The 24,389-nt window shown below is 69.6% G+C and carries 29 protein-coding genes; 17 read left to right on the forward strand and 12 right to left on the reverse strand.

Translation table 11 applies throughout. The annotated features are described in order from the left end of the window. Nucleotides 1-61 precede the first annotated feature (61 nt). The 8 genes from ACXKZB_RS14660 (at nt 62) to ACXKZB_RS14695 (ending at nt 5,199) form a co-directional block, all read left to right on the forward strand. Complete coding sequence (locus tag ACXKZB_RS14660; RefSeq protein ID WP_488823617.1) at nt 62-658, forward strand: TasA family protein; 597 nt, start codon at nt 62-64, stop codon at nt 656-658. Then, nucleotides 655-1,551, forward strand: a complete 897-nt coding sequence (locus tag ACXKZB_RS14665; protein WP_488823618.1) for a hypothetical protein — start codon at nt 655-657, stop codon at nt 1,549-1,551. Before ACXKZB_RS14660 ends, ACXKZB_RS14665 begins: the two co-directional genes overlap by 4 nt. Next, the gene (locus ACXKZB_RS14670; RefSeq protein WP_488823619.1) at nt 1,548-2,201 is read left to right on the forward strand and encodes a signal peptidase I; all 654 of its coding nucleotides are present in this window, start codon (nt 1,548-1,550) and stop codon (nt 2,199-2,201) included. The genes ACXKZB_RS14665 and ACXKZB_RS14670 overlap by 4 nt, the downstream gene beginning before the upstream one ends. Before the next feature lie 11 nt (nt 2,202-2,212). After that, complete coding sequence (locus ACXKZB_RS14675) at nt 2,213-2,740, forward strand: hypothetical protein (protein WP_488823620.1); 528 nt, start codon at nt 2,213-2,215, stop codon at nt 2,738-2,740. 17 nt (nt 2,741-2,757) lie between these two features. Then, nucleotides 2,758-2,898: a hypothetical protein gene (locus tag ACXKZB_RS14680; RefSeq protein ID WP_185020900.1), complete on the forward strand. Its 141-nt coding sequence runs from the start codon at nt 2,758-2,760 to the stop codon at nt 2,896-2,898. A 360-nt stretch (nt 2,899-3,258) separates the two neighbouring features. Further along, nucleotides 3,259-3,903: a hypothetical protein gene (locus ACXKZB_RS14685; RefSeq protein WP_488825914.1), complete on the forward strand. Its 645-nt coding sequence runs from the start codon at nt 3,259-3,261 to the stop codon at nt 3,901-3,903. 405 nt (nt 3,904-4,308) lie between these two features. Beyond that, a complete protein-coding gene (locus ACXKZB_RS14690; protein WP_488823621.1) occupies nt 4,309-4,857 on the forward strand; it encodes a hypothetical protein in 549 nt (182 codons plus the stop codon). A gap of 123 nt (nt 4,858-4,980) precedes the next feature. Beyond that, a complete protein-coding gene (locus ACXKZB_RS14695) occupies nt 4,981-5,199 on the forward strand; it encodes a hypothetical protein (protein WP_488823622.1) in 219 nt (72 codons plus the stop codon). Nucleotides 5,200-5,428: 229 nt separating this feature from the next. On the opposite strand, the gene ACXKZB_RS14700 is transcribed toward ACXKZB_RS14695, so the two are convergent. The 3 genes from ACXKZB_RS14700 to ACXKZB_RS14710 all read right to left on the reverse strand — a co-directional run bounded on the left by ACXKZB_RS14700 (nt 5,429) and on the right by ACXKZB_RS14710 (nt 7,671). Beyond that, nucleotides 5,429-6,208 (reverse strand): alpha/beta fold hydrolase, encoded by a 780-nt coding sequence (locus tag ACXKZB_RS14700; protein WP_488823623.1) that lies wholly within the window; start codon nt 6,206-6,208, stop codon nt 5,429-5,431. 9 nt (nt 6,209-6,217) lie between these two features. Next, nucleotides 6,218-6,757 (reverse strand): GNAT family N-acetyltransferase, encoded by a 540-nt coding sequence (locus tag ACXKZB_RS14705; protein ID WP_488823624.1) that lies wholly within the window; start codon nt 6,755-6,757, stop codon nt 6,218-6,220. A gap of 71 nt (nt 6,758-6,828) precedes the next feature. Next, nucleotides 6,829-7,671 carry an NAD-dependent epimerase/dehydratase family protein gene (locus ACXKZB_RS14710; RefSeq protein ID WP_488823625.1) on the reverse strand — a complete coding sequence of 281 codons (843 nt, stop codon included), beginning with the start codon at nt 7,669-7,671 and terminating at the stop codon, nt 6,829-6,831. Nucleotides 7,672-7,780: 109 nt separating this feature from the next. Here ACXKZB_RS14710 and ACXKZB_RS14715 point away from each other — a divergent pair, with 109 nt between their 5' ends. After that, nucleotides 7,781-8,455 carry a flavin reductase family protein gene (locus ACXKZB_RS14715; RefSeq protein ID WP_488823626.1) on the forward strand — a complete coding sequence of 225 codons (675 nt, stop codon included), beginning with the start codon at nt 7,781-7,783 and terminating at the stop codon, nt 8,453-8,455. Nucleotides 8,456-8,614: 159 nt separating this feature from the next. On the opposite strand, the gene ACXKZB_RS14720 is transcribed toward ACXKZB_RS14715, so the two are convergent. The 5 genes from ACXKZB_RS14720 to ACXKZB_RS14740 form a co-directional block, all read right to left on the reverse strand. Continuing rightward, nucleotides 8,615-9,142 (reverse strand): hypothetical protein, encoded by a 528-nt coding sequence (locus ACXKZB_RS14720; RefSeq protein ID WP_488823627.1) that lies wholly within the window; start codon nt 9,140-9,142, stop codon nt 8,615-8,617. A 132-nt stretch (nt 9,143-9,274) separates the two neighbouring features. Further along, nucleotides 9,275-9,496: a hypothetical protein gene (locus tag ACXKZB_RS14725; RefSeq protein ID WP_488823628.1), complete on the reverse strand. Its 222-nt coding sequence runs from the start codon at nt 9,494-9,496 to the stop codon at nt 9,275-9,277. A 94-nt stretch (nt 9,497-9,590) separates the two neighbouring features. Continuing rightward, on the reverse strand, nt 9,591-9,716 hold the full coding sequence (locus tag ACXKZB_RS14730) for a hypothetical protein (RefSeq protein WP_463321891.1): 126 nt from the start codon (nt 9,714-9,716) through the stop codon (nt 9,591-9,593). An 862-nt stretch (nt 9,717-10,578) separates the two neighbouring features. Continuing rightward, nucleotides 10,579-11,220, reverse strand: a complete 642-nt coding sequence (locus tag ACXKZB_RS14735) for a GNAT family N-acetyltransferase (RefSeq protein ID WP_488823629.1) — start codon at nt 11,218-11,220, stop codon at nt 10,579-10,581. Nucleotides 11,221-11,283: 63 nt separating this feature from the next. After that, complete coding sequence (locus tag ACXKZB_RS14740; protein WP_488823630.1) at nt 11,284-11,799, reverse strand: GNAT family N-acetyltransferase; 516 nt, start codon at nt 11,797-11,799, stop codon at nt 11,284-11,286. A 201-nt stretch (nt 11,800-12,000) separates the two neighbouring features. Between ACXKZB_RS14740 and ACXKZB_RS14745 the strand changes: the two genes are divergently transcribed. The 8 genes from ACXKZB_RS14745 to ACXKZB_RS14780 all read left to right on the forward strand — a co-directional run bounded on the left by ACXKZB_RS14745 (nt 12,001) and on the right by ACXKZB_RS14780 (nt 19,048). Continuing rightward, on the forward strand, nt 12,001-12,960 hold the full coding sequence (locus tag ACXKZB_RS14745; RefSeq protein ID WP_488823631.1) for an NAD-dependent epimerase/dehydratase family protein: 960 nt from the start codon (nt 12,001-12,003) through the stop codon (nt 12,958-12,960). 390 nt (nt 12,961-13,350) lie between these two features. Next, entirely contained in the window at nt 13,351-13,890 is a 540-nt protein-coding gene (locus ACXKZB_RS14750; RefSeq protein ID WP_488823632.1) for a hypothetical protein, read from the forward strand. A 122-nt stretch (nt 13,891-14,012) separates the two neighbouring features. Continuing rightward, nucleotides 14,013-14,375 (forward strand): hypothetical protein, encoded by a 363-nt coding sequence (locus ACXKZB_RS14755; RefSeq protein ID WP_488823633.1) that lies wholly within the window; start codon nt 14,013-14,015, stop codon nt 14,373-14,375. Nucleotides 14,376-14,436: 61 nt separating this feature from the next. Continuing rightward, nucleotides 14,437-15,912: a cryptochrome/photolyase family protein gene (locus tag ACXKZB_RS14760; protein ID WP_488823634.1), complete on the forward strand. Its 1,476-nt coding sequence runs from the start codon at nt 14,437-14,439 to the stop codon at nt 15,910-15,912. Between the two features lie 29 nt (nt 15,913-15,941). Then, complete coding sequence (locus tag ACXKZB_RS14765; protein ID WP_488823635.1) at nt 15,942-17,261, forward strand: GNAT family N-acetyltransferase; 1,320 nt, start codon at nt 15,942-15,944, stop codon at nt 17,259-17,261. Next, the gene (locus tag ACXKZB_RS14770; protein ID WP_131845820.1) at nt 17,261-17,587 is read left to right on the forward strand and encodes a nucleoside triphosphate pyrophosphohydrolase family protein; all 327 of its coding nucleotides are present in this window, start codon (nt 17,261-17,263) and stop codon (nt 17,585-17,587) included. Before ACXKZB_RS14765 ends, ACXKZB_RS14770 begins: the two co-directional genes overlap by 1 nt. A 107-nt stretch (nt 17,588-17,694) precedes the next feature. Next, entirely contained in the window at nt 17,695-18,060 is a 366-nt protein-coding gene (locus ACXKZB_RS14775) for a DUF2087 domain-containing protein (RefSeq protein ID WP_222658318.1), read from the forward strand. Nucleotides 18,061-18,070: 10 nt separating this feature from the next. Beyond that, complete coding sequence (locus ACXKZB_RS14780; RefSeq protein WP_488823636.1) at nt 18,071-19,048, forward strand: squalene cyclase; 978 nt, start codon at nt 18,071-18,073, stop codon at nt 19,046-19,048. 1 nt (nt 19,049) lies between these two features. Here the strand turns inward: ACXKZB_RS14780 and ACXKZB_RS14785 are convergent, their stop codons facing one another. The 4 genes from ACXKZB_RS14785 to ACXKZB_RS14800 are packed head-to-tail and all read right to left on the reverse strand — an operon-like array spanning nt 19,050 to nt 24,383. Next, nucleotides 19,050-20,048 carry an ABC transporter permease gene (locus tag ACXKZB_RS14785; protein ID WP_123314050.1) on the reverse strand — a complete coding sequence of 333 codons (999 nt, stop codon included), beginning with the start codon at nt 20,046-20,048 and terminating at the stop codon, nt 19,050-19,052. Beyond that, nucleotides 20,045-20,980 carry an ABC transporter permease gene (locus ACXKZB_RS14790; protein WP_488823637.1) on the reverse strand — a complete coding sequence of 312 codons (936 nt, stop codon included), beginning with the start codon at nt 20,978-20,980 and terminating at the stop codon, nt 20,045-20,047. Before ACXKZB_RS14790 ends, ACXKZB_RS14785 begins: the two co-directional genes overlap by 4 nt. After that, on the reverse strand, nt 20,977-22,719 hold the full coding sequence (locus ACXKZB_RS14795; RefSeq protein WP_488823638.1) for a dipeptide ABC transporter ATP-binding protein: 1,743 nt from the start codon (nt 22,717-22,719) through the stop codon (nt 20,977-20,979). Before ACXKZB_RS14795 ends, ACXKZB_RS14790 begins: the two co-directional genes overlap by 4 nt. Further along, nucleotides 22,716-24,383: an ABC transporter substrate-binding protein gene (locus ACXKZB_RS14800; protein ID WP_488823639.1), complete on the reverse strand. Its 1,668-nt coding sequence runs from the start codon at nt 24,381-24,383 to the stop codon at nt 22,716-22,718. The genes ACXKZB_RS14795 and ACXKZB_RS14800 overlap by 4 nt, the downstream gene beginning before the upstream one ends. Between the last annotated feature and the right edge of the window lie 6 nt (nt 24,384-24,389).

The raw sequence follows: 24,389 nt of genomic DNA on the forward strand, positions 1-24,389 counted from the left end.
GGCCCGTCTGGGCCCCTTGTGGTCCGCACCAGCAGAGGCTCACGAGCACCAGGGGACGCACATGACCGGGACACCGAGGACGACGGGCCGCCACCGCGCGGCACGACGCCACCGGTGGATCCTGCCCGTCGCGCTCGCCCTGGTCGTCGCGGTCGCCACGGCGCTCCTCGGCGTCGGCGGGACCTACGCCCTCTGGAACGGCACCGCCACCACCGCTGCCACCACCGTGAAGTCCGCGACGGCGACGATCACCGTCGGCACCCTGTCGACGATGAACACCACCGTCCTCGCACCGGGGACCGGCGTCACCGGCACCTTCGCTGTGAAGAACACCGGTTCGATCCCGCTGTCGATGCGGGTCGCCACGACGTCCACGAAGGTCGCCTCCGCGACGAACGCCTCGTCGGCGGCCGTGCTCGGCGAACTGACGCTCCGGTTGACCAACGTGTCATCGGCTGCGGCCTGCACCGCCGGGCTGTCCGGCGCGAGCGGCCGTCTCGCAGCCTTCGACACCGGCAGCAGCTCGTTCACGCTGCAGCCCGGTGCGAGCTCCGTCGGATGTGTCGAGCTGGTCCTCGACGCCGACGCGCCGCAGAGCGTCTCCGGCGCCGTCACCGACTTCACCCTCACCGTCACGGGAACGCAGGTCTCCGCATGAACCGCCGACTCCGACTCGTCGTCGCCGTGCTGCTCACCGCCGTGTTCGTCGGCGGCGGATCGAGCGCCGCCTGGGCACTGTGGAGCGCGTCCGGCACCACGGCCTCGAGCGTCACCATCGGCAAGCTCTCCGCCTCGATCGCCGGCACGAGCGCGCTGACCACCACCTTCTCGTCCACGGTGACGTCGGTCACGAAGCCGATCACGCTCACCGATTCGGGCACGATCGCCGGCACCGCGACGACCACCGTGTCCGTCGTCTCCGGCAGCTCGACGGCGCTCGCCCAGGCCGTCACCGTCGTCGCGTGGCCCGTCGCCGCGACCGCGGCGTGCACGACGAGCGCCGCGGTCGGCAGCGGATCGGTCACGGGCACCTGGGCATCGCTGCCGAGCATGACGTCCAAGCTCGCCGCCGGTGCCTCGGCCATCTGGTGCACCCGCAGCACGCTCAAGTCCTCGGCGCCGGCGTCCGCCACGGCCACCGTGAACGTCAACCTCACCGTGGCGAGCGGCAGCTGGACCTCGGGCGTCGTGCAGGGCGGCTTCACCCTGACCACCCCGGCGACGGCCGCGGACACCGGTCCCGCACTGGTCTGCACGGACCACGACGGCTGGTACGTCGAGGTGCGCTGGGACGCCGCGGACCGACCGAAGGACACCTGGTACGGCGCCTTCGTCGGCACCACCGCGGTCGGCCAGAAGGCGCAGGACTACTCGGCGTTCATCACCATCGCCCCGAACGACGTCCCGGCGAGCGCCGGCACCTCCGGGACGCTCACCGTGACCGTCAAGGTCCTCGACAGCGCCGGCAACCCGACCTCGACCGTCGCCGGCAGCGGCCCGGTCACGCTCTTCACCCAGAACAACGGCGCGGCGATCCGGTGTGGCGCATGACCCGCGCGACCGCCCGTCCCGAACGTGCCGAGCGCTCCGGCGCGCGCGCCGTCGTGCACGCCGTCGTCCTCGGCGTGAGCACCGGACTGCTCCTGCTCGTCGCGGCCCTCGCCGTCGTGCTCATCGTGGTGCCCAAGGCCACCGGCTCGATGCCGCTGACGGTCCTGACCCAGTCGATGGAGCCGACACTGCCGCCGGGCACCCTGCTCGTCGTCCGTCCCACCGCCGTCGACGACATCGAGGTCGGTGACGTCGTCACCTACCAGATCGTCTCCGGCCAGCCGGCCGTCATCAGCCACCGGGTGGTCTCGGTGTCCTCGGCGTCGAACGGTGAACGCACGTTCATCCTCAAGGGTGACAACAACGCGAAGGCCGACCCGCACTCCGTCACCGCCGCGCAGATCCGGGGCGTGGTCTGGTACAGCATCCCCGAGGTCGGTGTCGTCAACCAGCTCGTCAACGGGTCGCGGAGCTGGCTCATCCCGACCGTCGCCGGAGTCCTGCTGGCGTACGGCGGTGTGATGATCACCGTCGGGACCGTCACGGCCGCCCGCCGGCGACGATCGACGGCCGGGCACGGGCGACGTGCGACGACCGGTCACGGGCGCCGCAGCGCATCGCACCGGGGCTCCGGGCAGGCCCCGGTCTAGGCTCGGTGGACGTGACCGACGGAGTGCAGCGAGCGCGCGAACTGCTCGACGATGCCGCACGTCGGCTCCGCGCCGCCGGGGTGCCGGACGAAGCGCTCGGCGAGTACGTGCAGCCGAAGGCGGTGCTCGGCATCCGCCGCGAAGCGACCATGCGGCCCCTCGGTCGCGTGTGGCGCGTCGGTGCGCTGCTGATCGGGTCGTCGCTCGAGTCCGGCGGCCGGGTCTGGGCCACCGGGGCGATCACCCGGGTCACCGATCCGGGCCGGGCGCAGTTCCAGTCGGTCTCCGCCGAGGTCCGTCGGGCCTACCGCGCGGCTGCAGCGAAGGGGCACTTCGCGGCCGGCGACACCGTCAACCACGGCGCCACGGCGATCGCGTTGGACGGGACGCTCGTCGACGCGACCGGTGTGCTCTTCATCGAGGAGGACGTGCCGCTCGTCCGCTGGTCACCGGCCGCGGGTTCCGCCGTCCCGCTCGCCGACTACCTGGCCGACCGCGTCGGGTTGCTCGTCGAACCGCCCCGAGGTGCGACCGACTGACCCGCTATCGTGACGGTATGGACGGACAGCAGCCGCGCGAACGAAGCAACCCCTGGTGGGCGGTGCTGCTCGTCTTCATGTTCGGGGGCGTGCTGTCGCTGGTCGCCGGCCGGATGCTGCCCTGGCAGGACCAGGATCGCCAGGACCCCGACTACTGACCGGCCCCGGACGGGGCGACGCGCGCACTGAGTACTGCAGCGTCGCCTCGGACGAGATCCGCGGCGACGCGGTCACGTTCCACCACGCCTCGCCGCACGTCATCACGGCGACGCCGCGCTGCTCGCCGCCCTGCTCGGCTTCGCCGTCCGCACCATGTCCGCCGGAGCCGCCAGCGGTCCTGACGCGACCACACGACGGACTGGAGGCCCTGCTCACGTGGTGAGCACGGCCTCCAGTCCGTCGTCAGGTGCGTTTCCCCCGTCAACGGGCGGCGCACGGCGGGTCGCGTCCGCGACACCACCGGGCTCGTCGCCCGAGAGCCCTGCCGGACGCCGTCGTACGCTGTGCGGGTGGTGAGCATGATCATCCTCGTGATGGCCGAGTACATGGTCGACGATTCCCCGCTGTGGTACCGCGGATCGCGGTCCAGAGAGCACTTCGGGGTCGCCGAGGCCACGGACCTCGGGCTGAGCGCGTCACTCCGGCACGACCTGCAGGCCTGGAACGACGTCTTCGAGCAGGTGAGTCAAGAGGTGTTCGACGATCGTGACGAGTCGAGCGCAGTCCCGTCGACCTCGGCGTCCCCCGACGTGGTGGAAGCCCACCGAGTCGACTCCTTCACTCTCGCAAGTCGCGTCCAGCTCGAGCTCGGTGACGACGTCCACGTCTGGTGCGGCGCAGGCGGTGGCATCGAAATGGTGACCGAATCGGGGACGGCCGTCGTGCTGCCGATCGGACGACCTGGCACCGATGTCGAGTTCCTGCGTGACGGGGAGCGTGACGTCAGATCGGCGCGTGCTGCGGGCGCATGTGAGGGAACAGCCAAAGCAGTCGTCCACTGGCGTGCCCTCACCGAACGAGCCGGGACCCCGTTCGGCGACGCCGAGACCCGCGCCCTCGGACTCCGAACAGCCGGGCGCCTGCAGGGCGACGTCGGGTCGCGCGCCCAGGTCGTCTTCTACGCTGGCGCGTCGGCGCCGTACCGGGTCGACGAATTCGACTGAGGTCGCCACCGTCCGGTAGCCGATCGCTCGATGGAGCCCGGTGAAGTGCGCATCGGATTGGCTGTTCGAACAACCCGAGAACAGTGACTCGGTGCGGCCACGCAGCGGCCGCACCGGCACCGACGTTCACTCCGGCCGCGAGGGATACGCGCGTCCGGCCGCTCCTGGCTCGCCGACGACCTCGCGGAGCTTGCTCGCCGTTCGCGGAGCGAAGGGGTACCGGGAGCCGACGGTTCGGCAGTTCAGTACATCGGCCCACAGGCCCACGCCGCTGAAGAGAAGGCGCCAGAACCTTGCCGTCTTCAAGAGACCACGCTGGCCAGCGCCAGACGTCGAGGGTGTTGCCGAAGGTCGACAGTACGCAGTCACTCGTCGCCGTGCGACCAGGACTCCGCGATGACGGGGTTGGCCGCGCCGCTGTCCTGCAGGCATGATCAACAGGTGCTGAACACCCCCCACCGACTGACCGTGGCAGTTCTGACCATCGGCTCGACGCTCTTCCTCGCCGGCTGCACGAGTCACACCACCGGGAACGGCCTCCCCAAGGACTACGGGCAGGACTGGCTCGGCCAGATGTCGTCCCAGCTCGCTGGCAACCACGCGGGCGGTGGCGGACAACTCCTCGTCGATGACGAGAACACGAAGCAGGCGCGCGCAGAGATCACACTGCAGACCGAGCTCGTGGGCCCGTACGACGTGCTCGCCGTCTGCCGATCCACGAAGACGGTGCACCTCGCCATCCAGGACATCACGACCAAGCACGACGAGTACGGCGATTCGTTCGACACCAACTCGCTCATCGGCGAAGCGAACATCCATTGCGGGGCGACGGCCCGCATCCCCATCGACGTGCCCAAGGGCCGCGACGGCATCATGCTCGACGCGACCACCAACGACACTTCCGAGCGAGCCTTGTTCGATGCGTTCATCGTCGCGCGCGGATCTGATCAGTGACGCTCGCTTCGTAGCCTCCGGCAAGCGCCTCCCGTCGACACCACCGAGCACAGTTCAGGCACAGATCAGCTTGTGGGACTGCTCCCATCGCCCGCGCTGCGCGACCGCACTACGCTCAGCGCGGTGGGTACGTTCTTGGTCGGGCTGGCAGTGATCGCCGTCGCATGGGGCTGTGTCCTCATCATCTTCCCGAAGCCGATCGCCCGCTTCGCGCGGAAAGTGCAAGGGGAGTTCTGGGGAAGGCAGTTCACTCCGGAACTCACACGATTCGCTGGCTGTGGATTTGTTCTCGGAGGCGTCATCGCAGCTGCGACGCTGGTCGCCGAGTTGCTCAGGGGCTGAGGGGCTGAGGGCCGGAGGATCGCTCCGTACCGGGTCCGCAAGCGGACGGCGACGGACGGTCAGTGACGTCCAGGAGTGCGGCGGCGCACCGAGGACCGAACGCGCGCTGATGCGCACGACGACACGAGAGCCGAGGAGACCTGACGATGCAAGCACCAGCCACACCCATCGCGCACTCGCAGGGGCGACGGTACGGGGTCAGCCCGCTCTTGCACCAGTGAAGGATGGGCTACCGGTCGATGCGTACGAGCCAATCGCGGACCAGGGCGGTCGTGACTTCTGGTTGCTCGAGGTGCACGTTGTGTCCAGCACCGTCGAGGACGACGAAGCTCCCTCGCGGGTAGTGGTCTCGGAGTGCGAGCCCGTCCTCGTAGCCGACGACGTCGTCCTGCCGACCGAACAGGTGCAGGGCCGGAGCAGTGAACGGATCCGAGTGGCGCTCCTCCGGCACGGCGTCCAGTGCGTAGTCGGCGGCGATGCGGTCCATCACCGCAATGTCAGCGCCACGGAGACCCGGCAGCACGTACCGCTCGAACGCTGCGAACGCGGCGGCATCCTGGATGACGCTGACCTCCTCGAACGCTGCTCGCGCGTCGCCAGCGGCTTTGAGGACGGACGGTTCGGTGTGCAGCACGGTGCGCTCGGGGACGGCACGGTCCGCGTGTGCCGGATGCACGACACCGGCCAGGGTCGCGACGCCGAGGATGTGGTCTCGGCGTTCGTGGGCGACGTGTCGGGCGATCATGCCGCCGAAGGAGTTCCCGATGACGGCGAAGGGCTCGTCGCCGAGGTAGTTGTCGATCTCAGCGAGTACTTCGTCTGCCACCTCGACCGCGCTCGTTGCAGTCGAGGTCCCGGCAGCAGCCTCGGCCCACGGCAGGTCGAGGAACACCATCCGCCAAGGCAGGTCCTGCACGGCGTCCGCCAGCGGCAGCATGATCCGGTGATCCACACCGAACCCGTGGAGGGCGACAAGCGGACGACCAGAACCGAGAACGCGCGCAATCACCCGGTAAGCCTACGAGTCACCCGTACCGATACACGATCGGCTCACGAGTCGGCTTCCAGGATCGGGGAGCCTACGGATCCATCGTTCTTCGTCGAGTCCGGTTCCTGGGTCGAGCTGCCGTCTGCCGATGCGCTCGAATCCGTGCTTCGCGTAGAAGCGCTGGGCGCGCAGATTGAACGAGAACACGAGCAGGTGCGCGTCGTCTCCGCCGATCGCGGCGTGGAGGAGATTCGACGCCAACCCTGTTCCGTGTGAGCCCTGATCGACGTACAGGGTCGACAATTCGCGTGCGGGAAGGCCGTCCTGTGCTTCGGATGTGTGCGTCGTGCTGGCGACGCCGAGGAGCCGGCCGCTGGCCGACTCGGCCACGAACACGTGTCGGCTTCCGGCACGGATGCGCTCCGCCCAGCGTCCGGTTCCCGGCTGGGCGGCCCTGGCGTCGAGGAACGAGTCCGGGACGACGCCGCGGTAGGTCTGCTCCCATGCACGCATCTGGAACAGTCCGATCGCTTCAGCGTCACCGACAGCGGCTCGGCGGATGTTTGTCATTGCAACAGCTTGTCGGACGATCGTGCGAGGCATGGCGGGCGTGCCGGGTACCGACGGGTCGCCGGACACGGTCAGAGGCTGGCGAAGCCCGTCCGCCAGGTCGACCACCGCGGTGCGAAGCCCAGTTCGCGGCCACGACGGTTCGACACCGGGCGCCCGGGGTCGTCGCTCTGCTCGGTGCCCGGTACCGGCCCGCCGACGGCGGCAGCGAAGGCGGGGACCCACGCTGTTCCGGGTGCTGGTTCGTCGTCCACGACGTTCCGGACACCGGCAGGCCACCCGAGCGCCGCGACGACGGCCGCAGCTGCGTCGTCGACGTGCAGGAACGAGGTCACCGTCTCCGTCGCGGGGAGCCGACCTGCACGTGCCGCCTCCCCGAACCGACCGTCCGACGTGTACCAGGTGCCGGGTCCGTACAGCTGCCCGAACCGCAGCACGACGCCGGCGCCGACCTCCTGCACGGCGGCCTCGAGCTCCCGCACGGCGGTGATCGTCGTCCGTCGGGGCCCCACTGCGTCGAGGTCCAACGGGTCCGTCTCGGTGGCCGGTTCCGTGCCGGACGGGTAGATCCACGAGATGCTCTGCGCGACGATCCGGTCGACGCCGGCGCCTCGTGCCGCGTCGACCAGGTTCCGGGTCCCCGTCGACCGGAGCAGCGCGTTGCTGGCCGAGTTCCCGGTGCCGAGGTCCGTCATGAGGTGCAGGACGGCGTCCGGTTGCGCACGCGCGACCGTGGCGATCGTGCCGTCACGGTCCAGCGCGTCGAGCACCGTGGCGGTCACACCCGGACGTTCGAGCAGCCGCGCCTTCTCAACCGACCGGGACGTCACGGTCACCTCGTGTCCCGCTGCGAGGAGCAGCGGGACGACCGATCGAGCGAGGACACCGGAACCACCGGCCACGAAGATGCGCACCGCTCCATGGTGGCAGGGTTGGCGGGACGGGCCGGCCGCCGGAAGGGGCGCCCGGATGCGACGTCCGGAACCCGCCAGCCACCGCGTGCGCGGATCGCGAGACTCAGCGGTGCTCGCGACCGACGCGGGCTTCGACAGAGAGCAGTCCGTGCAGCACACCCGCATCGATCCCGCGATCCTCTACTTCGGCACGCCCGTCGTCCTCCTGAGCACCATCGACGCGGACGGCGTGACGAACACCGCCCCGATGTCGTCGGTGTTCTGGCTCGGACACACCGCCGTGCTCGGCATGGGCGGCCGGTCCCAGACCGCCAAGAACCTGTTGTCCACCGGCGAGTGCGTCATCAACCTGCCCTCGGCCCGGCTGGTCTCCGCGGTGGACGCCCTCGCGCTCACGACCGGACGCGACCCCGTGCCGGACGGCAAGGAACGGGTCGGTTACCGCCACGTCCCGGACAAGCTCACCGCAGCCGGACTGCACGGACGCCCCGGGGAAACCGTCAGTGCCGAGCGGATCGACGAGTGCCCCGTGAACCTCGAGGCGCGTGTCGTCAACGCGCACACCCTCACGGGCGAGGAGTCGGACGACGGCGCGACCTTCCTGTTCGAAGCCGCGGTCTCCCGCGTCCACGTGCACGAGGACATCCGTGCGGCGGGGACGACGAACCGCATCGACCCCGACCGGTGGCGGCCGCTCATCATGGCCTTCCAGCGCTTCTACGGCCTGACCGACGAGCTGCGGCCGTCGAAGCTCGCCACGATCGACGAGGAGTGGTATCGATGACCCGGGATACCACCGTCCTCAGACTCGCGGCTCGATAGCCGATCGGCTAGCGGACGCACCCGCGACGAGAGCTAGAGGACGGGCGGGTCGACTTGCGTCCGTCGTCCGACAACAACGATTCGCCCAGGCGACTCGTCTTGAGCCGGGGGTTTCGGTGCATCAACGTCGAAGAGCGCCGTCGCCGTCGCTCTTCTCGCGGCCACGCACCACCCAATCGCGCAGAAACGGAAGACCTACTGCTACGGCCAAACCGATCGCGTACACGATGATCGTGGACCGGCTGTCGTGGTTCTTTGAGTAGTTCGACCACCGGATTCCCAACAGGACCTGAACCAACGGGCCCAGCGCTGCGATGACGCCCCCCGGTAACACGGTCAGGAGCCATGTTCTGCGCCATGGTCGCTCCTTTGCGGCACCGATCATGATCACACCAGTTGTCGCGCCTATCGCGACCCCACCCCAGAACCATGACGCCCCAGACATTCGCCAACCGTCGTGGGACCACCATGCTTCAATCAAGGCGGTCGTGCGCTCCCACGCGTCGGCCCGCACGTATCTCCCCGGGGCCGCCGGTAGCGGCCACCCGATGATCGCAAGAGCACCAGTGAAGGCAGCCAACAGACCGAGCAGCCATCGAACCACCGTGCGATGGTCGATCGGCTCAACGTCGAAAGACTCGATGCTCACCGTCGCACAGGCCACGAAGTCATGATGCTCATGGTCGGAGCGTATCGGCCGCTCCGTCGCCGCGGTCGAATCGACAACTCCGGCAGCCGATCGGCTACCGGACTCCGTTTGGTCGCGCCTTCCACTCGCCGGTCACTCGGGGTGACCGAAGATGGACAGGAGTGTCCAGACGATGCCGATCATTGCCAGCCCTACAGCGAGCACACGGACGAGTCCCGGGGTCATCGCACTCTGCGGACCGCGGCTCCCCTGCTGGGCGTCGACGAAGTACTGCGCGATCGGCGCCGGACGCACGAACGCAGTCACCGCTACCGCAATGATCGCCGGCCCAGCGATGAGTCCGGGAATCCACATGGACTTCACCCAACCAGGTCGACGTGATGGCAGTGAGGCGTAGCTGTTCGGTGGCCGATCCTGTACCGGGCAAAACCACGCGGGTCTGGCCTGGTCAGGTCGCGATGGCGGAGGACTGGGTCGCGAGAGCCCACGCGATCACCACGATGAGGGCGACGAAGGCGGCCACACCGCCGATGATTGCCGCCAACCGGTCAGCCCGGCGTTCTTCGTCGCTCATGACCCCACTGTGCACCGGATACTAGGTGTGGGGGACGTTCGATGGCGGATCCTTCAAGGGACGTCGCGCCCAGCGGGCTGAGCTGAGAGGTTCAAGCTGTGGATGGTGAGATCACGGCAGCGGCTCTCCGGCAGGCGTTCGGTGAAGCTGATGGTCTGGTGCCGCTGATGCTTCCTGATGCTGAAGTACTCGGGTCCCTCGAGGCTGACATGGACCACGCTGCGCGACGCCCTCAGGAGAGCGCCTTGGATCCGCGTTGACGAGCGCCGCGGAGGTGACGAAGGAGAAAGCCATTCCGTTTGGCCGACTGACGGCGTCCAGGTCAATTTCTTCTTCGCCTGGGAGCCCCCATCGAGTTCGACTTCGACCTTCGGGAGATGATCGACGTCGAGGCCGTCACGAGCTTGTTCGCTTGTTTCGGCTGGTGAGTTCAGCGGTGGGCAAGGACGTCATCGTACGAGCCGAGGGACGTCGAACCGACCTAGCGGTCTTGCGCGTCGACGCTGGAACCGGCTGCGTTGCGCTCAGCCCTCTCTCCTGAACGATGGAGGCGCCCGGTAAGGGATTGGCTGACGTACGCTTTCGTTAGATTCGAAACATGCGAGCGACCAGAGCTGAGCAGCGGCTGCGCAACTTCCAGACCCTACTTCTCGTCGGCGCTCTTCTGGGAGCGCTCCTCGCAGCGGTGGTACTCGTGCTCGTCGGCGCCCCGCAAACGATCGCCATAGCAATCGGCCTCGTGGTGTACCTCGCCAGCTGGAGAGCGGTTCTCCGCGCTATCCGCCGTCGCAGAGATGCGCCAGAGGACACCGACGTCCGGTAGACGATCGGCTACCGGACCGCCGAGCGCTCGCCTGTTCGACTACAACAAGAACTCGGTCGCTGCTTCGACCCCTTCAGTGATCAGGCTCCAACTCGGCCGAGCGAAGCCCTCCCGCCTCAAGCGCACCCTGACCTCGTCAACGACCTCATCGGCGCGGGTCTGGGCACGAGTGACACCGTTGAGCTCGTAACCGAGCTTCGCGGACACCCGAAGGGATGGCTCGTTCCAAGCGACTGCGCTCGACTCCGCCCACTCAGCTCCCAAATGGTCGAACGAGAACAGCAGCAGCGCCGCCCGCATCTCGGTTCCGAGCCCGTGGCCCTGATGTCCGAGGGCAAGCCATGAGCCGCTCTCGACGGTCTTGCGGGCGGCGAAGCGGCGAGCGTGCAGCTCCTGGACCCCGACCGGTGTCCCCTGGTGAAGCACGGTGAAGCTCACACCCCACGAGTCACGGCTCACGCCGGACCGGAGCTTCCAGTGGTACTGCGCCAGAGAACGAGTCAACGTTGTCGGTTCTGCGTCCGTCCATGGGACACCGAACGGCATTCGAGCGGGATCGTGGACGCCGGACAGGGCCACCTCGACGAGCCCAGGAAGATCCTCGTCGCGCAAGGGTCGCAGTTCCAGCCGAGGAGTCATGAGGCGCAGCCCAAACAAGGGCCAAACGTGATCGAGATCCATCGGCCAACGATACGAGCGCGGCGTCGAACGTCACGGGCCGGCGATGTCACGTTGGACGATCGGCTACCGGACCAGCTCGCGCTCGTAGAGGCTGGAAGCCAGTTGCCGCCCACCGTCGAGGGCAGTGACCATGACGTCGCTAACGTGCCGAAACCCTTGCCGCTCGTAGAAGCTCCGTAGCCCGGGGTTGTCCGTCGCGCAATCAAGTCGCACGAAGGCCGCCCCGCGGTCGGCAGCCCTTTGCTCCACCCACGCCAGCAGTCGTTGCCCGAGCCGACTGCCACGATGCGTCTGAGCGACGGCCAACCGATGCACGTACACAGCGGGACTGCTCGCCACGTCCCACGTCTCGGAATCCGAGTCGGCCACCGTGACCATGGCCACGACCACCTCGTCCTGACGTACGAGGAAGAGACTGCCCTGCTCTGCGTCGCGAACCAGAACGGCGTCCGGCACCGGATCCTGCCACTGATCGATCCCCCGCGATCGAAGCCACTGCCTCGCACCCTCGATGAGCGCCTGAGCGGCAGGCACATCGGCGGCGGTGGCCGTTTCGACTGTCAGCGCGTCTTGATCCATGGGACGACGCTAAGGGGTGACCTAACCCCACACGGACGCAAGCGGGGTAGCTGATCGTCCGATAGCCGATCGGCTACCGGACGTCTCAGCCAGGCGCATGACGCGAGAGCCATGCCGTGACGGTCCGTCGCAGCGGCGAATCCGGTGCGCTGTGAGCGGACCTGCACCCGGTGAGCGCGGCCATTTCGATTAGCTGGGGTCATGAAGACACTTGTCTTGGGTGGGACTGGCTGGCTGGGGCAAGCGATCGTGCGCAATCTCGTCGCGGAGGGAGTCGAGGCCACGTGCCTTGCTCGAGGTGAGTCCGGAGCCGTGCCGGACGGTGCACGGCTCGTGCGCGCGGACCGGCGAGCAGACGATGCGTACAAGCTGGTGCGGGGCGACTGGGATGAAGTGATCGAGCTGTCCAGTGAGCCAGAGCTCGTCGAGCCAGCCCTCGCCGAACTTGCTGACACTGCGGCGCACTGGACCCTCGTGTCGACCGTGTCCGTGTACGCCCGGAACGATGAGCCGGGAGCAGACGAGTCGGCAACGCTGGTGGAACCGAGGAACCTCCCGGAGTACGCGGACGCCAAGGTTGCGGCCGAGCACAGCAGCACCGCCCGGCTGGGCTCCCGGCTGCTCGTTGCCCGGCCTGGCCTCATCGTCGGCCCCGGCGATCCGAGCGACCGGTTCGGGTACTGGCCCGCGCGGTTGAGCAGGAGCGGTCCGGTGCTCGTTCCGACGACGGCCGGTCGGTTCGTTCAGGTGATCGACGTCGCCGACCTCTCGGCATGGCTCAGCCGGGCAGCACGGGACCGCCACGTCGGGGTCGCCAATGCTGTCGGGGATGTCCTCCCGATGAGTACGTTCTTTGCCCGCGTCTCGGCGGTCGCCCACTTCGACGGCTCCTTCGAGCAGGTTGAGGACGAGGTGCTGCTCGCGCACGACGTTCGGCACTGGGCGGGACCCCGATCACTGCCGCTGTGGTTGCCACTGTCCGACGCGGCCCTCGCCCAGCGTTCAGCGCTGGCCTTCCAGCAGATGGGTGGACGCGTTCGACCGCTCGAATCGACCGTTGCTGACGTCCTCGAGGACGAACGATCACGGGGACTGGACCGATCCCGCCGTTCTGGGCTCACGGCAACCGAAGAACGCAGCGTCATGCAGAGCGTCCGGTAGCCGGTCGCTCACCGCTCCAGCCTGACCATCGCAATGCGACCGATGGGCTGCCATGTCCGCGCTGATCGGCGGATCCCCGTACGCCTGTCCCGCAAGAATGCCCGACGAAGGTGCCTCGATCGCTACAGAACAAGCCGCCTGTCGAACGGGTCGCATTCGCCCGCCATCTGGCCACCGCCGCATCAGCGCATCGCACCGGCCTGTGCCCCGCGTCGTTCTGCAGGAGGCCGACCGCGGCCCACTCGGGACGAGCCGCGACGGTCGGGCCCTCGATGCCGACCAGACCCACCTGACCTGGTTGGAGTTCGGAAGGACGCGACAGCCACACCCTGCATCACGATCCGGTGACGAGCCCCGTGCTCTCCCCCGCGCTCTGTCAGGATGCCGCTCATGGGGGACCACAGAACGACCGCATCGGTGACCGGAGCGCTGCTCGCGCTGATCCTGCTGACGGGCTGCGCCGCCGAGAGCAGCACGGCCTCGAGCGGCCCGTCGACGAGCAGCGCACAGGCTGGCACCGCGACCGGAGAGCCGACGGGCGCCGCGGGAACGTACGCTGCGTCCGGGGACGGCGCCGGCCCGGGCGGCGACAGCCCGCCGCAGTACGGGCTCAACAAGCGGCACCATGACCGCACCGAGCTGACCGCGGAGTCGGCGGCAGCGCTCGACGTCGCACGGGCTCAGGTGGAGCGGGAGCTCGCCGCACGGCCGACTCCGGTCCTGCAGCCGGCGGTCGAGGAGATCCTCGACGGCGTCGGGGCACCGGACCGCTGGATCGTGACGACGCAGACCGGTGGGACGGTGCTGTTCGAGGCGCAGGTCGAGATGTCCGGTTGCCTGATCGGCGAGGTCCAGCGGGACGGCACGGCCGAGGTCACGACCGCAGGGTGGGTCCTCGACGGCGGATGCCACGCCCTCGACGGCCACTGAGCGATCCAACGGGCGCTGCGCGGTCCGACGGGCACTGAGCGGTCCGACGGGCACTGAGCGATCCGACGAGCACTGCGCGGTCCGACGAGCACTGAGCCCCCGACAGAACCTAATCTGGTCGGATGCTCTCCCGACGCGACGCCGCCGTTCGACTCGACATCACCCTCGAGATGGCGACCCACCACGGAATCCCCTCGCGTCTCAGCGAAGCCGAACTCGACGCGATCGAACAGGATCCGCCCGCGTGGCTCGTGCAGTCGCGAGCCAACCGCACGGGTGCCAAGAAGGTCTGGGTCCGCCTCGAGTGCGTCGTCTGCGCGTTCGCCGAAGAAGCGCGGCCGAAGAAGTGGTGGCCCGAGTGGGACTACCTGATGTGCGACTACCACGAGCCGTACCAGGCACCGGAACCGACCGGCGGGCTCACCCGACGAGAGGTCGAGGGCATCGGCAGCCGGTTCATCGCCCTCGTCGACGAGCGCCCGTGACCGAGCGCTTCAAGCGTCCCTGACTGACAACCCCACCGCGCCCACTGGGTACGGTCCACCCATGCCCACCGAACGCCGTCGCCTGGTCCTGCCCGGCCAGTACGGTCCTGTGTTCGACGACGGCGGCCCGGCCCTCGTCGTCGAGGCACGCGAGTTCTTCACCGCCCGCCCCGTCCACCGGGCGAAGGCCCACCTCTGGCTGAGCGCCCTGCGCCACCGCGTCCGCGAACTCGGTGACCGTGCCGAGCACGTCCAGGTCGACACCCTCCGCGAAGCACTGACGGGCCGCGACGACCTCGAGGTGATCGACCCGCCGTCCCGCACCCTCCGCGCGCAGGTCCGGCACTGGGGCCGGGACACCGTGATCCTGCCGAGCCGCGGGTTCGTCACCGACGAGGACGAGTTCGCGGAGTGGGCGGCCCAGGGCACGGGTCGGTTCCGCATGGAGGACCACTACGAGCGTGTCCGGCGCCGCGAGGGCTGGCTGCTGCGCGACGGCAAGCCGATCGGCGGGAAGTTCAGCCTCGACGACCAGAACCGCGAGCCGCCGCCGAAGGGTGCGACGACCCTCGGGCTGCCCGAGCCGTGGTGGCCCGACGAGGACGACATCGACGAGCAGGTCCGGCACGACCTGGACCGGTGGGAGCGGGACGGCACGGCGCGGTTCGTCGGCCGCGACGACACCCGTCGCTTCGCGGTGACGGCGGACGAGGCCCAGCGTGCGCTCGACGACTTCGTCGCGGTGCGCCTCGGCGACTTCGGTCCGTTCGAGGACGCCACGTTGACGAACGACTGGACGATGGCGCACTCGCTCCTCAGCGTGCCGATGAACCTCGGCGTGCTCGATCCACGCCAGGCGATCGACGCCGCCCTCGAAGCACACCGCACCGAGGCCGCCCCGCTCGCCAGCGTCGAGGGCTTCGTCCGCCAGGTCGCTGGCTGGCGCGACTACGTCTGGCACCTCTACTGGTGGTTCGGCGACGACTACGGCGCATCGGAGAACGCCCTCGGCGCGCACGGACGGCTGCCCGGCTGGTGGCAGGACCTCGACGCGTCCGAGGTCGAGGCAGTCTGCGTGCGGACCGCGATCGAGGGCCTGCACGACCACGGCTGGCTGCACCACATCCAGCGCCTCATGGTGCTCGGCAACTGGGCGTTGCAACGCGGCTACGATCCGGTGCACCTGACGGAGTGGTTCACGGACGTGTTCGTCGACGGCACCGACTGGGTGATGCCCGCGAACATCATCGGCATGTCCCAGCACGCCGACGGCGGGATGGTCGCCACCAAGCCGTACACGTCGGGCGGCCGCTACATCGACCGGATGTCGGACCACTGCGGGGGCTGCCGCTTCGACCCGACGAAGCGGGTCGGCGACGACGCGTGCCCGTTCACGGCCGGGTACTGGGCGTTCCTGTCGCGCGTCGAACCGGCGCTCCGCGACAACCACCGGATGGCCCGTCCGCTGCAGCAGATGCGGTCGCTGGCAGACCTCGACGAGGTCGTCGCGCAGGAGGCTCGTCGCACCACGCCGTGACGTCACCCGGTCCCGATAGGGTCGTGAGCGTGAGCAACGAGGCATTCGACGACCGCTACGAGCTGCGCGAGTTCGCGCCCGGGACGGATGACGAGGGGGCGCCGAACGCCGAGACGGCTGCGTGGATGCAGGCCGTCGGCCTCGGCTTCCACGAAGCCGATCCCGACGCCGAGGGTGCAGCGCGCATGGCGTCCCACTTCATCGCCGACGAAGAGACCTTCCTGGGCGTCTACGTCCGGAAGCCCTTCCCCGGTTCCGTCGACGAGACCTGGCCCGCAGGCACCTTCACGTGGTTCCGCAAGGCGCTGAGCTGGGGCGACGGGTCGTCCGTCGACACGCAGGCCATCTCCGCGGTCACGGTCCGACCCACCGAGCGTCGCCGCGGCATCCTGCGCCGCATGATGACGCACGCGCTCGAGCGCGGTGTCGCCGAGGGCTACGCCGTGGCGTCCCTGACCGCGTCCGAGGGCACGATCTACCGCCGCTTCGGCTTCGGCAGCGCGATCCGCGAGCGCGCGGTGCGCGTGCGTCGCGAACGCGCGCTCCCCCTCCTCGCCCCGACGTCGGGCGCGGTGTCCGTCGTCACGCCGCAGTGGCTCGCCGACGGTCCCGGCAAGGCGGTCTTCGAGCGCTTCCACACCCGCACGCCCGGCTCGATGGTCCGCAACGCCGGCACCTGGCCGATCGTCTTCGGGCTGCTCGGCAACGACGGCCAGAAGGCGAAGGACGTCCGTGCGGCGGTGCACCGTGCCGACGGCTCCGACGAGGTCGACGGCTACGTCACCTGGCGTGTCAAGGAGGACCGGGGTTCCGACACCGCACTCGAGATCGTCGACCTGGTCTACGCGAACGACCAGGCGTACACGGCGCTGTGGGAGTTCCTGCTGTCGATCGACCTGAACGACGTCGTGAAGTACAACCGCTCGCGGCTCGACGACCCGATCGTCGCGGCCCTCGGCGACAACCGCGCCTACGACGTCGACCACGAGGAGGACCACGTCTGGCTGCGCGTCCTCGACGTGGCCGCGGTGCTCGAGTCGCGGCCGTTCGCCGTCGACGGCTCGCTGACACTCGCGGTCACCGATGCGCTCGGCCACACGACCGGCACGTACCGGCTGGACGTCCAGGAGGCCCGTGGCAGCGTCACGCGCATCGCCGACGACGCCGACGCGGCCGGTTCCGACGTCCAGCTCGACGTGGCAGAGCTCGGTGCGCTGCTCATCGGGTCGGTCTCGCCCGTCACCCTGGCGGCCGCCGGCCTGGTCCGCGCTGCGGATCCTGCGTCGGTCGAGCTGCTGCGCGCGATGCTGCTCCCGCCCCGGACCCCGCACGGCATCACGTACTTCTGATGGACGTCCAGGACCTGAGCGACGAGGTCGAGGCCGTCTCCGCGTTCTACGCCGAGCGGCACGGCATCGACCGCACCGACGAGTGGTTCGTCCTGAAGCTCGGCGAAGAGGTGGGTGAACTCACGCAGGCGTTCCTCGCGCGCTCGGGTCAGGCTCGGCGCAAGGGCCGCACGGACGACGAGATCGAGCAGGGTTTCCGGGACGAGATCGCGGACGTCCTCGCGCAGGTCCTGCTCATCGCGCGGCACTTCGACGTCCCGCTCGATGCCGCTGTTCGTGAGAAGTGGGCGAAGTGGCACCCCGATCGGCTGGCGGCGGAAGGTTGAGCAGGGCCACGGAGCCGCTGGCACGCGCACGGCAGGTGGTGTCGGCGGTGGCGAGCCGGACACTGCGCCCAGCGCTCGTCGATCGCGTTCAGCTCGACGAGCGGACCATGTCCGCGGTCAGCGCGTTCGACTGGCTGGATGTGGACGGACCCGATGTGGCGCTGCTCGGCCGTACAGCGCAGGATCTGCAGCGTCTGCAGGCGCCGGCCGCGCTCCTGGAGTTCGACCGGATCCACCGGATGCCCGTGAAGGACGACGAGCGGCTCCCGCTGTCGACGCGCATCGTCGAGTTGGTGTTCGAGCGACTCGGATCGTCACGCCCCGTCAGCGAGGCGGTGCTGAACGCCGCCATCGCGATGTTCTGCGAGGACGTCGCGATCGTCCGACGTGACGCCGTCGACCTCGGTGTGGTCGATCGGACCGACGACGGCTCGTCCTACCGGTACGTGGCGGCGGGCTTCCGCACGGCGTAGCCTCCGCGCCATGAGCGACGACGCGGTGGTCGAGTGGCTGCTCGACTCGGACCCGGCGGTCCGGTGGCAGGTCGAGCGGGACCTGGTCGGTGCGCCGCCGTCCGTGTGGCAGCAGACCCGGGGGCGAGTCGCGACCGAGGGCCTCGGGGCGGCGATGCTCGCGCACCAAGACTCCGACGGGCAGTGGGCCGGTGGCGCGTACTTCCCGGCGGACTTCGACTTCGACGGTCCCGAGGCGGACGAGCCCGGACAGCCCTACACGGCGACGACCTGGTCGCTGAACGCCCTGCGCGACTGGGGGCTCGATCCGGCGGTCCTCGGGGACACGGCTGCACGCCTCGCGACGAACAGCCGTTGGGAGTACGAGGACCTGCCCTACTGGAGCGGCGAGGTCGACTGCTGCATCAACGCGTTCACCCTGGCGAACGGTGCATGGCTCGGTGCCGACGTCGGTCAGCTGGCGGCGTGGTTCCTCGATCACCAGCTCGACGACGGCGGGTGGAACTGCGAGTGGATCGAGGGGTCGACCGTGTCGTCGTTCCACTCGACCCTCAACGTCATCGACGGGCTGCTGCAGCACGAGCAGCTGACCCGCGGCACCCACCCCCGCGCGGCGGAGCTCCGTGCGGCTCGACACCGCGGCGCCGAGTACCTGCTCGAGCGTCGACTGCTGTTCCGGAAGCACGACGGCGAACTCGTCGGGCCGTGGGCGACCCGGTTCGCGTACCCGCTGCGCTGGATCTACTCGGCGCTGCGGGTGACCGACCACCTGCGGGCTGCCGCGCTGCAGGACGGCACCGCGCCGGATCCCCGGGCAGCCGAGGCGGTCGAGGTCGTCCGCGCCGCCGGGAACGCCGACGGGACGTGGACGCAGGGTGCTCGGCCGCCGGGTCGGCAGTGGTTCGAGGTCGACGTGCCCGAGGGCGAGCCGTCGAAGTGGCTCACGCTGTACGGCACCCGCGTGCTGCGCTGGTGGGACGCCGCCTGAGCTACGCCCGGCGCCGCACCCGCGGGTCGACGAACGCGTAGACCACGTCGACGATCACGTTCGCGGTGACGATCAACAGCGCCGAGAACAGCGTGAAGCCGACGACGACCTGCAGGTCGAGCGTGTGCACGGCATCGATGAGCAGCGCGCCCAGGCCCTGCATCGAGAACACCTTCTCGGTGATGACCGCACCGCCGAGCAGCGACCCGAGGTCGAGCCCGAACAGCGTCACCACCGGCAGGATCGCGGTGCGGAGTCCGTGCCGCACGACGACCTGGCGCTCCCGCAGGCCCTTGGCCCGAGCGGTCCGTACGAAATCCTGCGACATCGACTCGAGCATCTCGCCACGGGTCAGTCGGGCGTAGATCGCGGCGCTGATGAACGCGAGCACGCACCACGGCAGGATCAGGTGCGTGAACCAGCCGACGGGGTCGTCGGCGAACGCGACGTACCCGCTCGTCGGCAGGATCCCGAGCACGAACCCGAACAGCAGGATGCCGAGCAACCCGATCAGGTACGCGGGCGACGAGACCCCGGCGACGGCGACGGTCATCACGGCCCGGTCGACGAAGGTGCCACGGCGGAGCGCCGAGACCGTGCCACCGAACACCCCGGCGACGAGCCAGAGCACGGCGGCACCGACGGCGATCGACGCGGTGACGGGCAGGCGGGACAGGATCAGTTCGGTGACGCTCTCGTGCAGCTGGAACGAGTACCCGAAGCACGGTGCGGCGCAGGTGATCACGGACGCTCCGCTGCCGAACGTGCGGCCGGTGAAGATCCCCGCCAGGTACGCGCCGAACTGCGCCAGCCAGGGCTTGTCCGTCCCCAGGAACGCCTGGACCTCGCGGAGCCGGTCCGGCGTGCAGGGCTTGTCGCAGATCGCGCGCGCGGGGTTCGTCGGCAGCAGCATGAACAGCGCGTAGGTGATCGCCGCGACGACGAGCAGCACGACGGCAGCACCCAGGATGCGGATCGCGATGAAGCGGAAGGTGCTCATCGGCGTGCTCCCCTCGGGTCGAGTGCGTCCCGCAGGGCGTCGCCGAGCACGTTGAACGCGAGGGTGATGAGGAACAGGGCCACTCCGGGGAACACGAGGTACATGGGGTCGGTCTGCACCCAGCCGACGGCGTCGCCGATGCTGCGGCCCCACGACGGCGTCGGCGGGGTCACACCGACGGCCAGGAACGACAGGGCGGCCTCGGCGCCGATCATCGACGGGATCGAGATCGTCGCGTAGACGGTGATCGTCGCCGCCAGGTTCGGCAGCAGCTGCGTGCGGATGACGTGCCACCGGCCGGCGCCCATCGCCGTGGAGGCGACGACGTAGTTCCGGCTCACGAGCGACAGCGTCTGACCGCGGACCACGCGGGCCACGGACGGCCAGCCGAAGAAGCCGATGACCAGCACGACCAGGACGGGCTTCGGGAACGACGTCGGCACGATCGCGGTCAGGGCGATCATGAAGACGAGCGACGGGAAGCCGAAGATGACGTCGACCACGCGGGAGAGCACGCGGTCGTACCAGCCGCCGAAGAAGCCGGTGGTGACGCCGACGAGCACGCCGATCACGATCGACACCAGGGTCGCGGCGAGCCCGATGCCGAGCGACGTCCGGGCGCCGTAGGTCACGATCGCGAACAGGTCGCGTCCGGTCAGCGGCTCGACGCCGAACCAGTGCTCGCCGCTGATCCCGCCGCCGAAGCCCTTGGGCGCGCCGAACGAGTTGAGCGCGTCGATGTCGTACCCGTACGGGTCCTGCCCGGTGACGGCACTGATGAGCGGCGCCGCGACGGCGACCAGGAGGAACACCACGATGACGACGGCCGACGTCACGGCCCAGCGGTCTTGCCGGACCCGGCGCACCACGGCGCGGAAGCCGGTCGCGCGTGCGGACGACGCCACGGGGCGCTCGACGACGTTGGCGGTCACGAGGCCACTCCTTCCCAGGCGCGCCACGCTTCGCGGCGCGCCGCCTGTCGCACGGGATCGGCGACGGGCGCCGCTGCGAGCAGCATCCGCGTGTAGTCCTGCTGCGGGTCGTCGAGGACGGCGTCCGTGGTCCCCCGCTCGACCACGCGACCGTCGTGCAGGACGACGACTTCGTCGGCGAGCTGTCGGACGACGGCCAGGTCGTGGCTGATGAGGAGCATGCCGAACCCGAACTCGTCCTGCAGCTGTGCGAGCAGGTCGAGCACGGCCGCCTGCACGGTCACGTCGAGTGCCGAGGTGGGCTCGTCGGCGATGACGAGCGCCGGACGGAGCGCCAGGGCCCGCGCGACGGCGACCCGCTGGCGCTGTCCGCCGGAGAGCTGGTGCGGGAACCGCTCGGCCCACGAGGGGTCGAGCTGCACGGCGGTCAGCAGGTCACGGACGCGTTCCGCACGGTCGGCAGCCGAAGCCGTCCCGTGCACGAGGAGCGGTTCGGCGATGCTCCAGCCGATGGTCTGGCGCGGGTTGAGCGACGACGCCGGGTCCTGGAAGACGATGCCGACGCGGCTGCGGAGCTCGCGGAGCCGTCGGCCCCTGGCGGTCCGCAGGTCGCTGCCGTCGACCTCGACCGAGCCGGCGACGACGGGCACCAGCCCCGCCAGGGCGCGTCCGATGGTCGACTTGCCCGACCCGGACTCCCCCACCAGGCCGACGGTCTCGCCGGCCCGCAGGTCCAGGTCGATGCCCGAGACGGTCGGTCCGCCGCGGCGCGAGTACCGCACGGCGACGTCGCGCAGGCGCGCGACGAGCGGACGGGAGGCGTGGCTCGCCTCGGCGAGACTCGCTTCCGCCGGTCCGAGACTCGCGTCTGACGACACGGCTCGGGTCCCGGGGGCCGCGTCCTGTCGTCCAGGCCGACTCTCGGGGTCCGCAGCCGGCGTGGCGGACGCGGGACGGGCCTCCAGGCTGGGGACGGCGGCGAGGAGCTCGCGCGTGTAGTCGGCGGACGGGTGCGCGAAGACCTCGGCGACCGTCCCGTGCTCGACCGGGTCGCCGCGCCGCATCACCAGGAGTTCGTCCGCGACGTCCGCCACCACGCCCATGTCGTGCGTGATGAGCAGGACGGCGAGGGAGCGCTCGCGACCGAGCCGGCGGAGCAGGTCGAGGATCCCGGCCTGCACCGTGACGTCCAGCGCGGTCGTCGGCTCGTCGGCGATCAGCGCGACCGGGTCCCCGGCCAGGGCCATCGCGATCATCGCGCGCTGCAGCTGTCCGCCGGACAGTTCGTGCGGGTACGCCGTGCGGATCCGCTCGGGGTCGGTGAGGCCCGCGGCACGCAGCAGCTCGTCGATGCGCGCGGACACCGCCGCACGGTCGAGGTCCGTCGGGTGTGCCCGGATCGCTTCGGCGACCTGCGTGCCGATGGACAGCACCGGCGTGAACGAGTTCATCGGTTCCTGGAACACGACGCCGATGCCGGCGCCGCGAACGGCACGGAGCGTGTCGTCGGAGGCACCGACGAGTTCCTCGCCGCGGAACCGGACGCTGCCGGAGACCCGCGCTTCGGGCGGCAGCAGACCGAGCACGCTCATGGCGCTGACGGACTTGCCGGAGCCGGATTCGCCCACGAGCGCGAGCACGCGTCCGGGGGTCAGGGTGAAGGAGACGTCACGGACGACGGGCTCCGCGTCGCCGAACGCGACGCGGAGCCCCTCGACCTCGAGCAGCGGCGAACTCACTTCGCGAGCGAGACCTTGAGGTAGTTCGGGTACGCCGGGAAGTCCGCGATCTGGAAGTTCTGCACGTTCGAACCGGCCAGGAACGACTGCTTCGCGTAGATCAGCGGCACCGACGGCGAGTCGGCCATGATCTTCTTGTCGGCCTCGGCCCAGAGCTTCTGCGCGTCCTGCTGGTCGACCGTCGCGCTAGCCTTCTTGATCAGCGCGTCGACCTCGGGGTTGCTGTACTTCGACACGTTGTAGCCGCCGCCACCGATCTGCGACGAGTCGTACAGCGGCTGCAGGTTGGCGTTCGCGCTCGGGAAGTCCGGCTGCCAGCTCGAGAGCGACAGGTCGAAGTCCGTCCCGTTCGTGGTGGCCTGGGTGAAGGAGTCGTAGTCGAGCGGCTTCAGCGTCACGGTGATGCCGGCACGCTTCAGGCCGGACTGCAGCGCCTGCGCCTGTGCGAGGTAGGTCGGGTCGTTCTGCGTCACCAGGGTGAGCTTGAGGTTGCTGACACCGGCGTCCTTCAGCAGCGACTTCGCCTTGTCGACGTCGCCCGTGGCGCCCGTCTTGTACAGGTCGTAGTCCTCGCGCCCGGCGATGCCCGGGGTGATCAGCGTCGACGCGTACGACCCGGCGATCGCGCCACCGGCCGCGATCCGGAACGACTTCTTGTCGACGGCGTACTGCAGCGCCTGGCGGACCTTGAGGTCCTTCAGCGCGCCCTTCTGGGTGTTGATCGCCATGTACGAGATCGGACCGGCCTTGGACGTGGCGAGGCGGTCCTGCGCTGCGGGGTTGCTGCGCACCTGGTTCAGCTCGGCCGCGCCGAGGTAGATGGCGCCGAAGGAGTCCTTCGCGTCGCCGTTGTCGGCGATGAGCGTCTGCGTGATCGTGGAGGCGTCCTGGCTCTCCTTGAACACGATCTTCGAGGGGCCGGCGGTGCGGACCTCGTCGGTCTTGGCGCTCCAGGCCTTGTTGCGCACGAGGGTGACCTGCGTGCCCTGCGTGTTCGACTGCACCTGGTACGGGCCGGAAGCGACGGGCTTCAGGTCGTAGGCGCCGGTGTCCTTGCCGTCGCCCTCGGGGACCGGCGTGAACGCGGGCATCGAGGCGAGCCACGGCCAGTCGCCGTAGGCGTCGTTCAACTTGAAGACGATGGTCTTGTCGTCCGGGGTCTCGATGCTGTCGAGGGACTTGCCGTCGAACGGGCCCTTGTAGCTGTCACCGCCGACCAGGAGCGACTTGTGGTAGCTCAGGCCGCCCGAGAGCGTCGGGGCGAACGAGCGCTCGATCCCCCACTTGATGTCCTTCGTGGTGATGGGCGTTCCGTCCTGGAACTCGAGCCCGTCCTTGAGCGTGTAGGTCCACGTCTTGCCGCCGTCGCTGGACTTCCCGGTGTCCGTCGCGAGGTCCGGGACGACCTTCGCGGTCTTGCCCGGCTCGACGTCCCACGTGGTCAGACGCCGTGCGACGAGGCCGAGGGACGTGATGCCCAGGCTCTGGCTCGTCGCCGGGTCGAGGTGGAACGAGGTCTGCGGCGTCAGGATGTTGAGCGTGCCGCCCTTGGCCGTGCCGCTCGTCGCGTCGTCCGAGGAGCTGCCGCCCGAGCAGCCGGTCAGGACCAGGGCTGCTGCTGCGGCGACGGCCGCGGTGATCGTCAGGCGGTTCGGGCGTCTCATGACGGT

Source organism: Curtobacterium sp. ABR8, assembly GCF_057812125.1.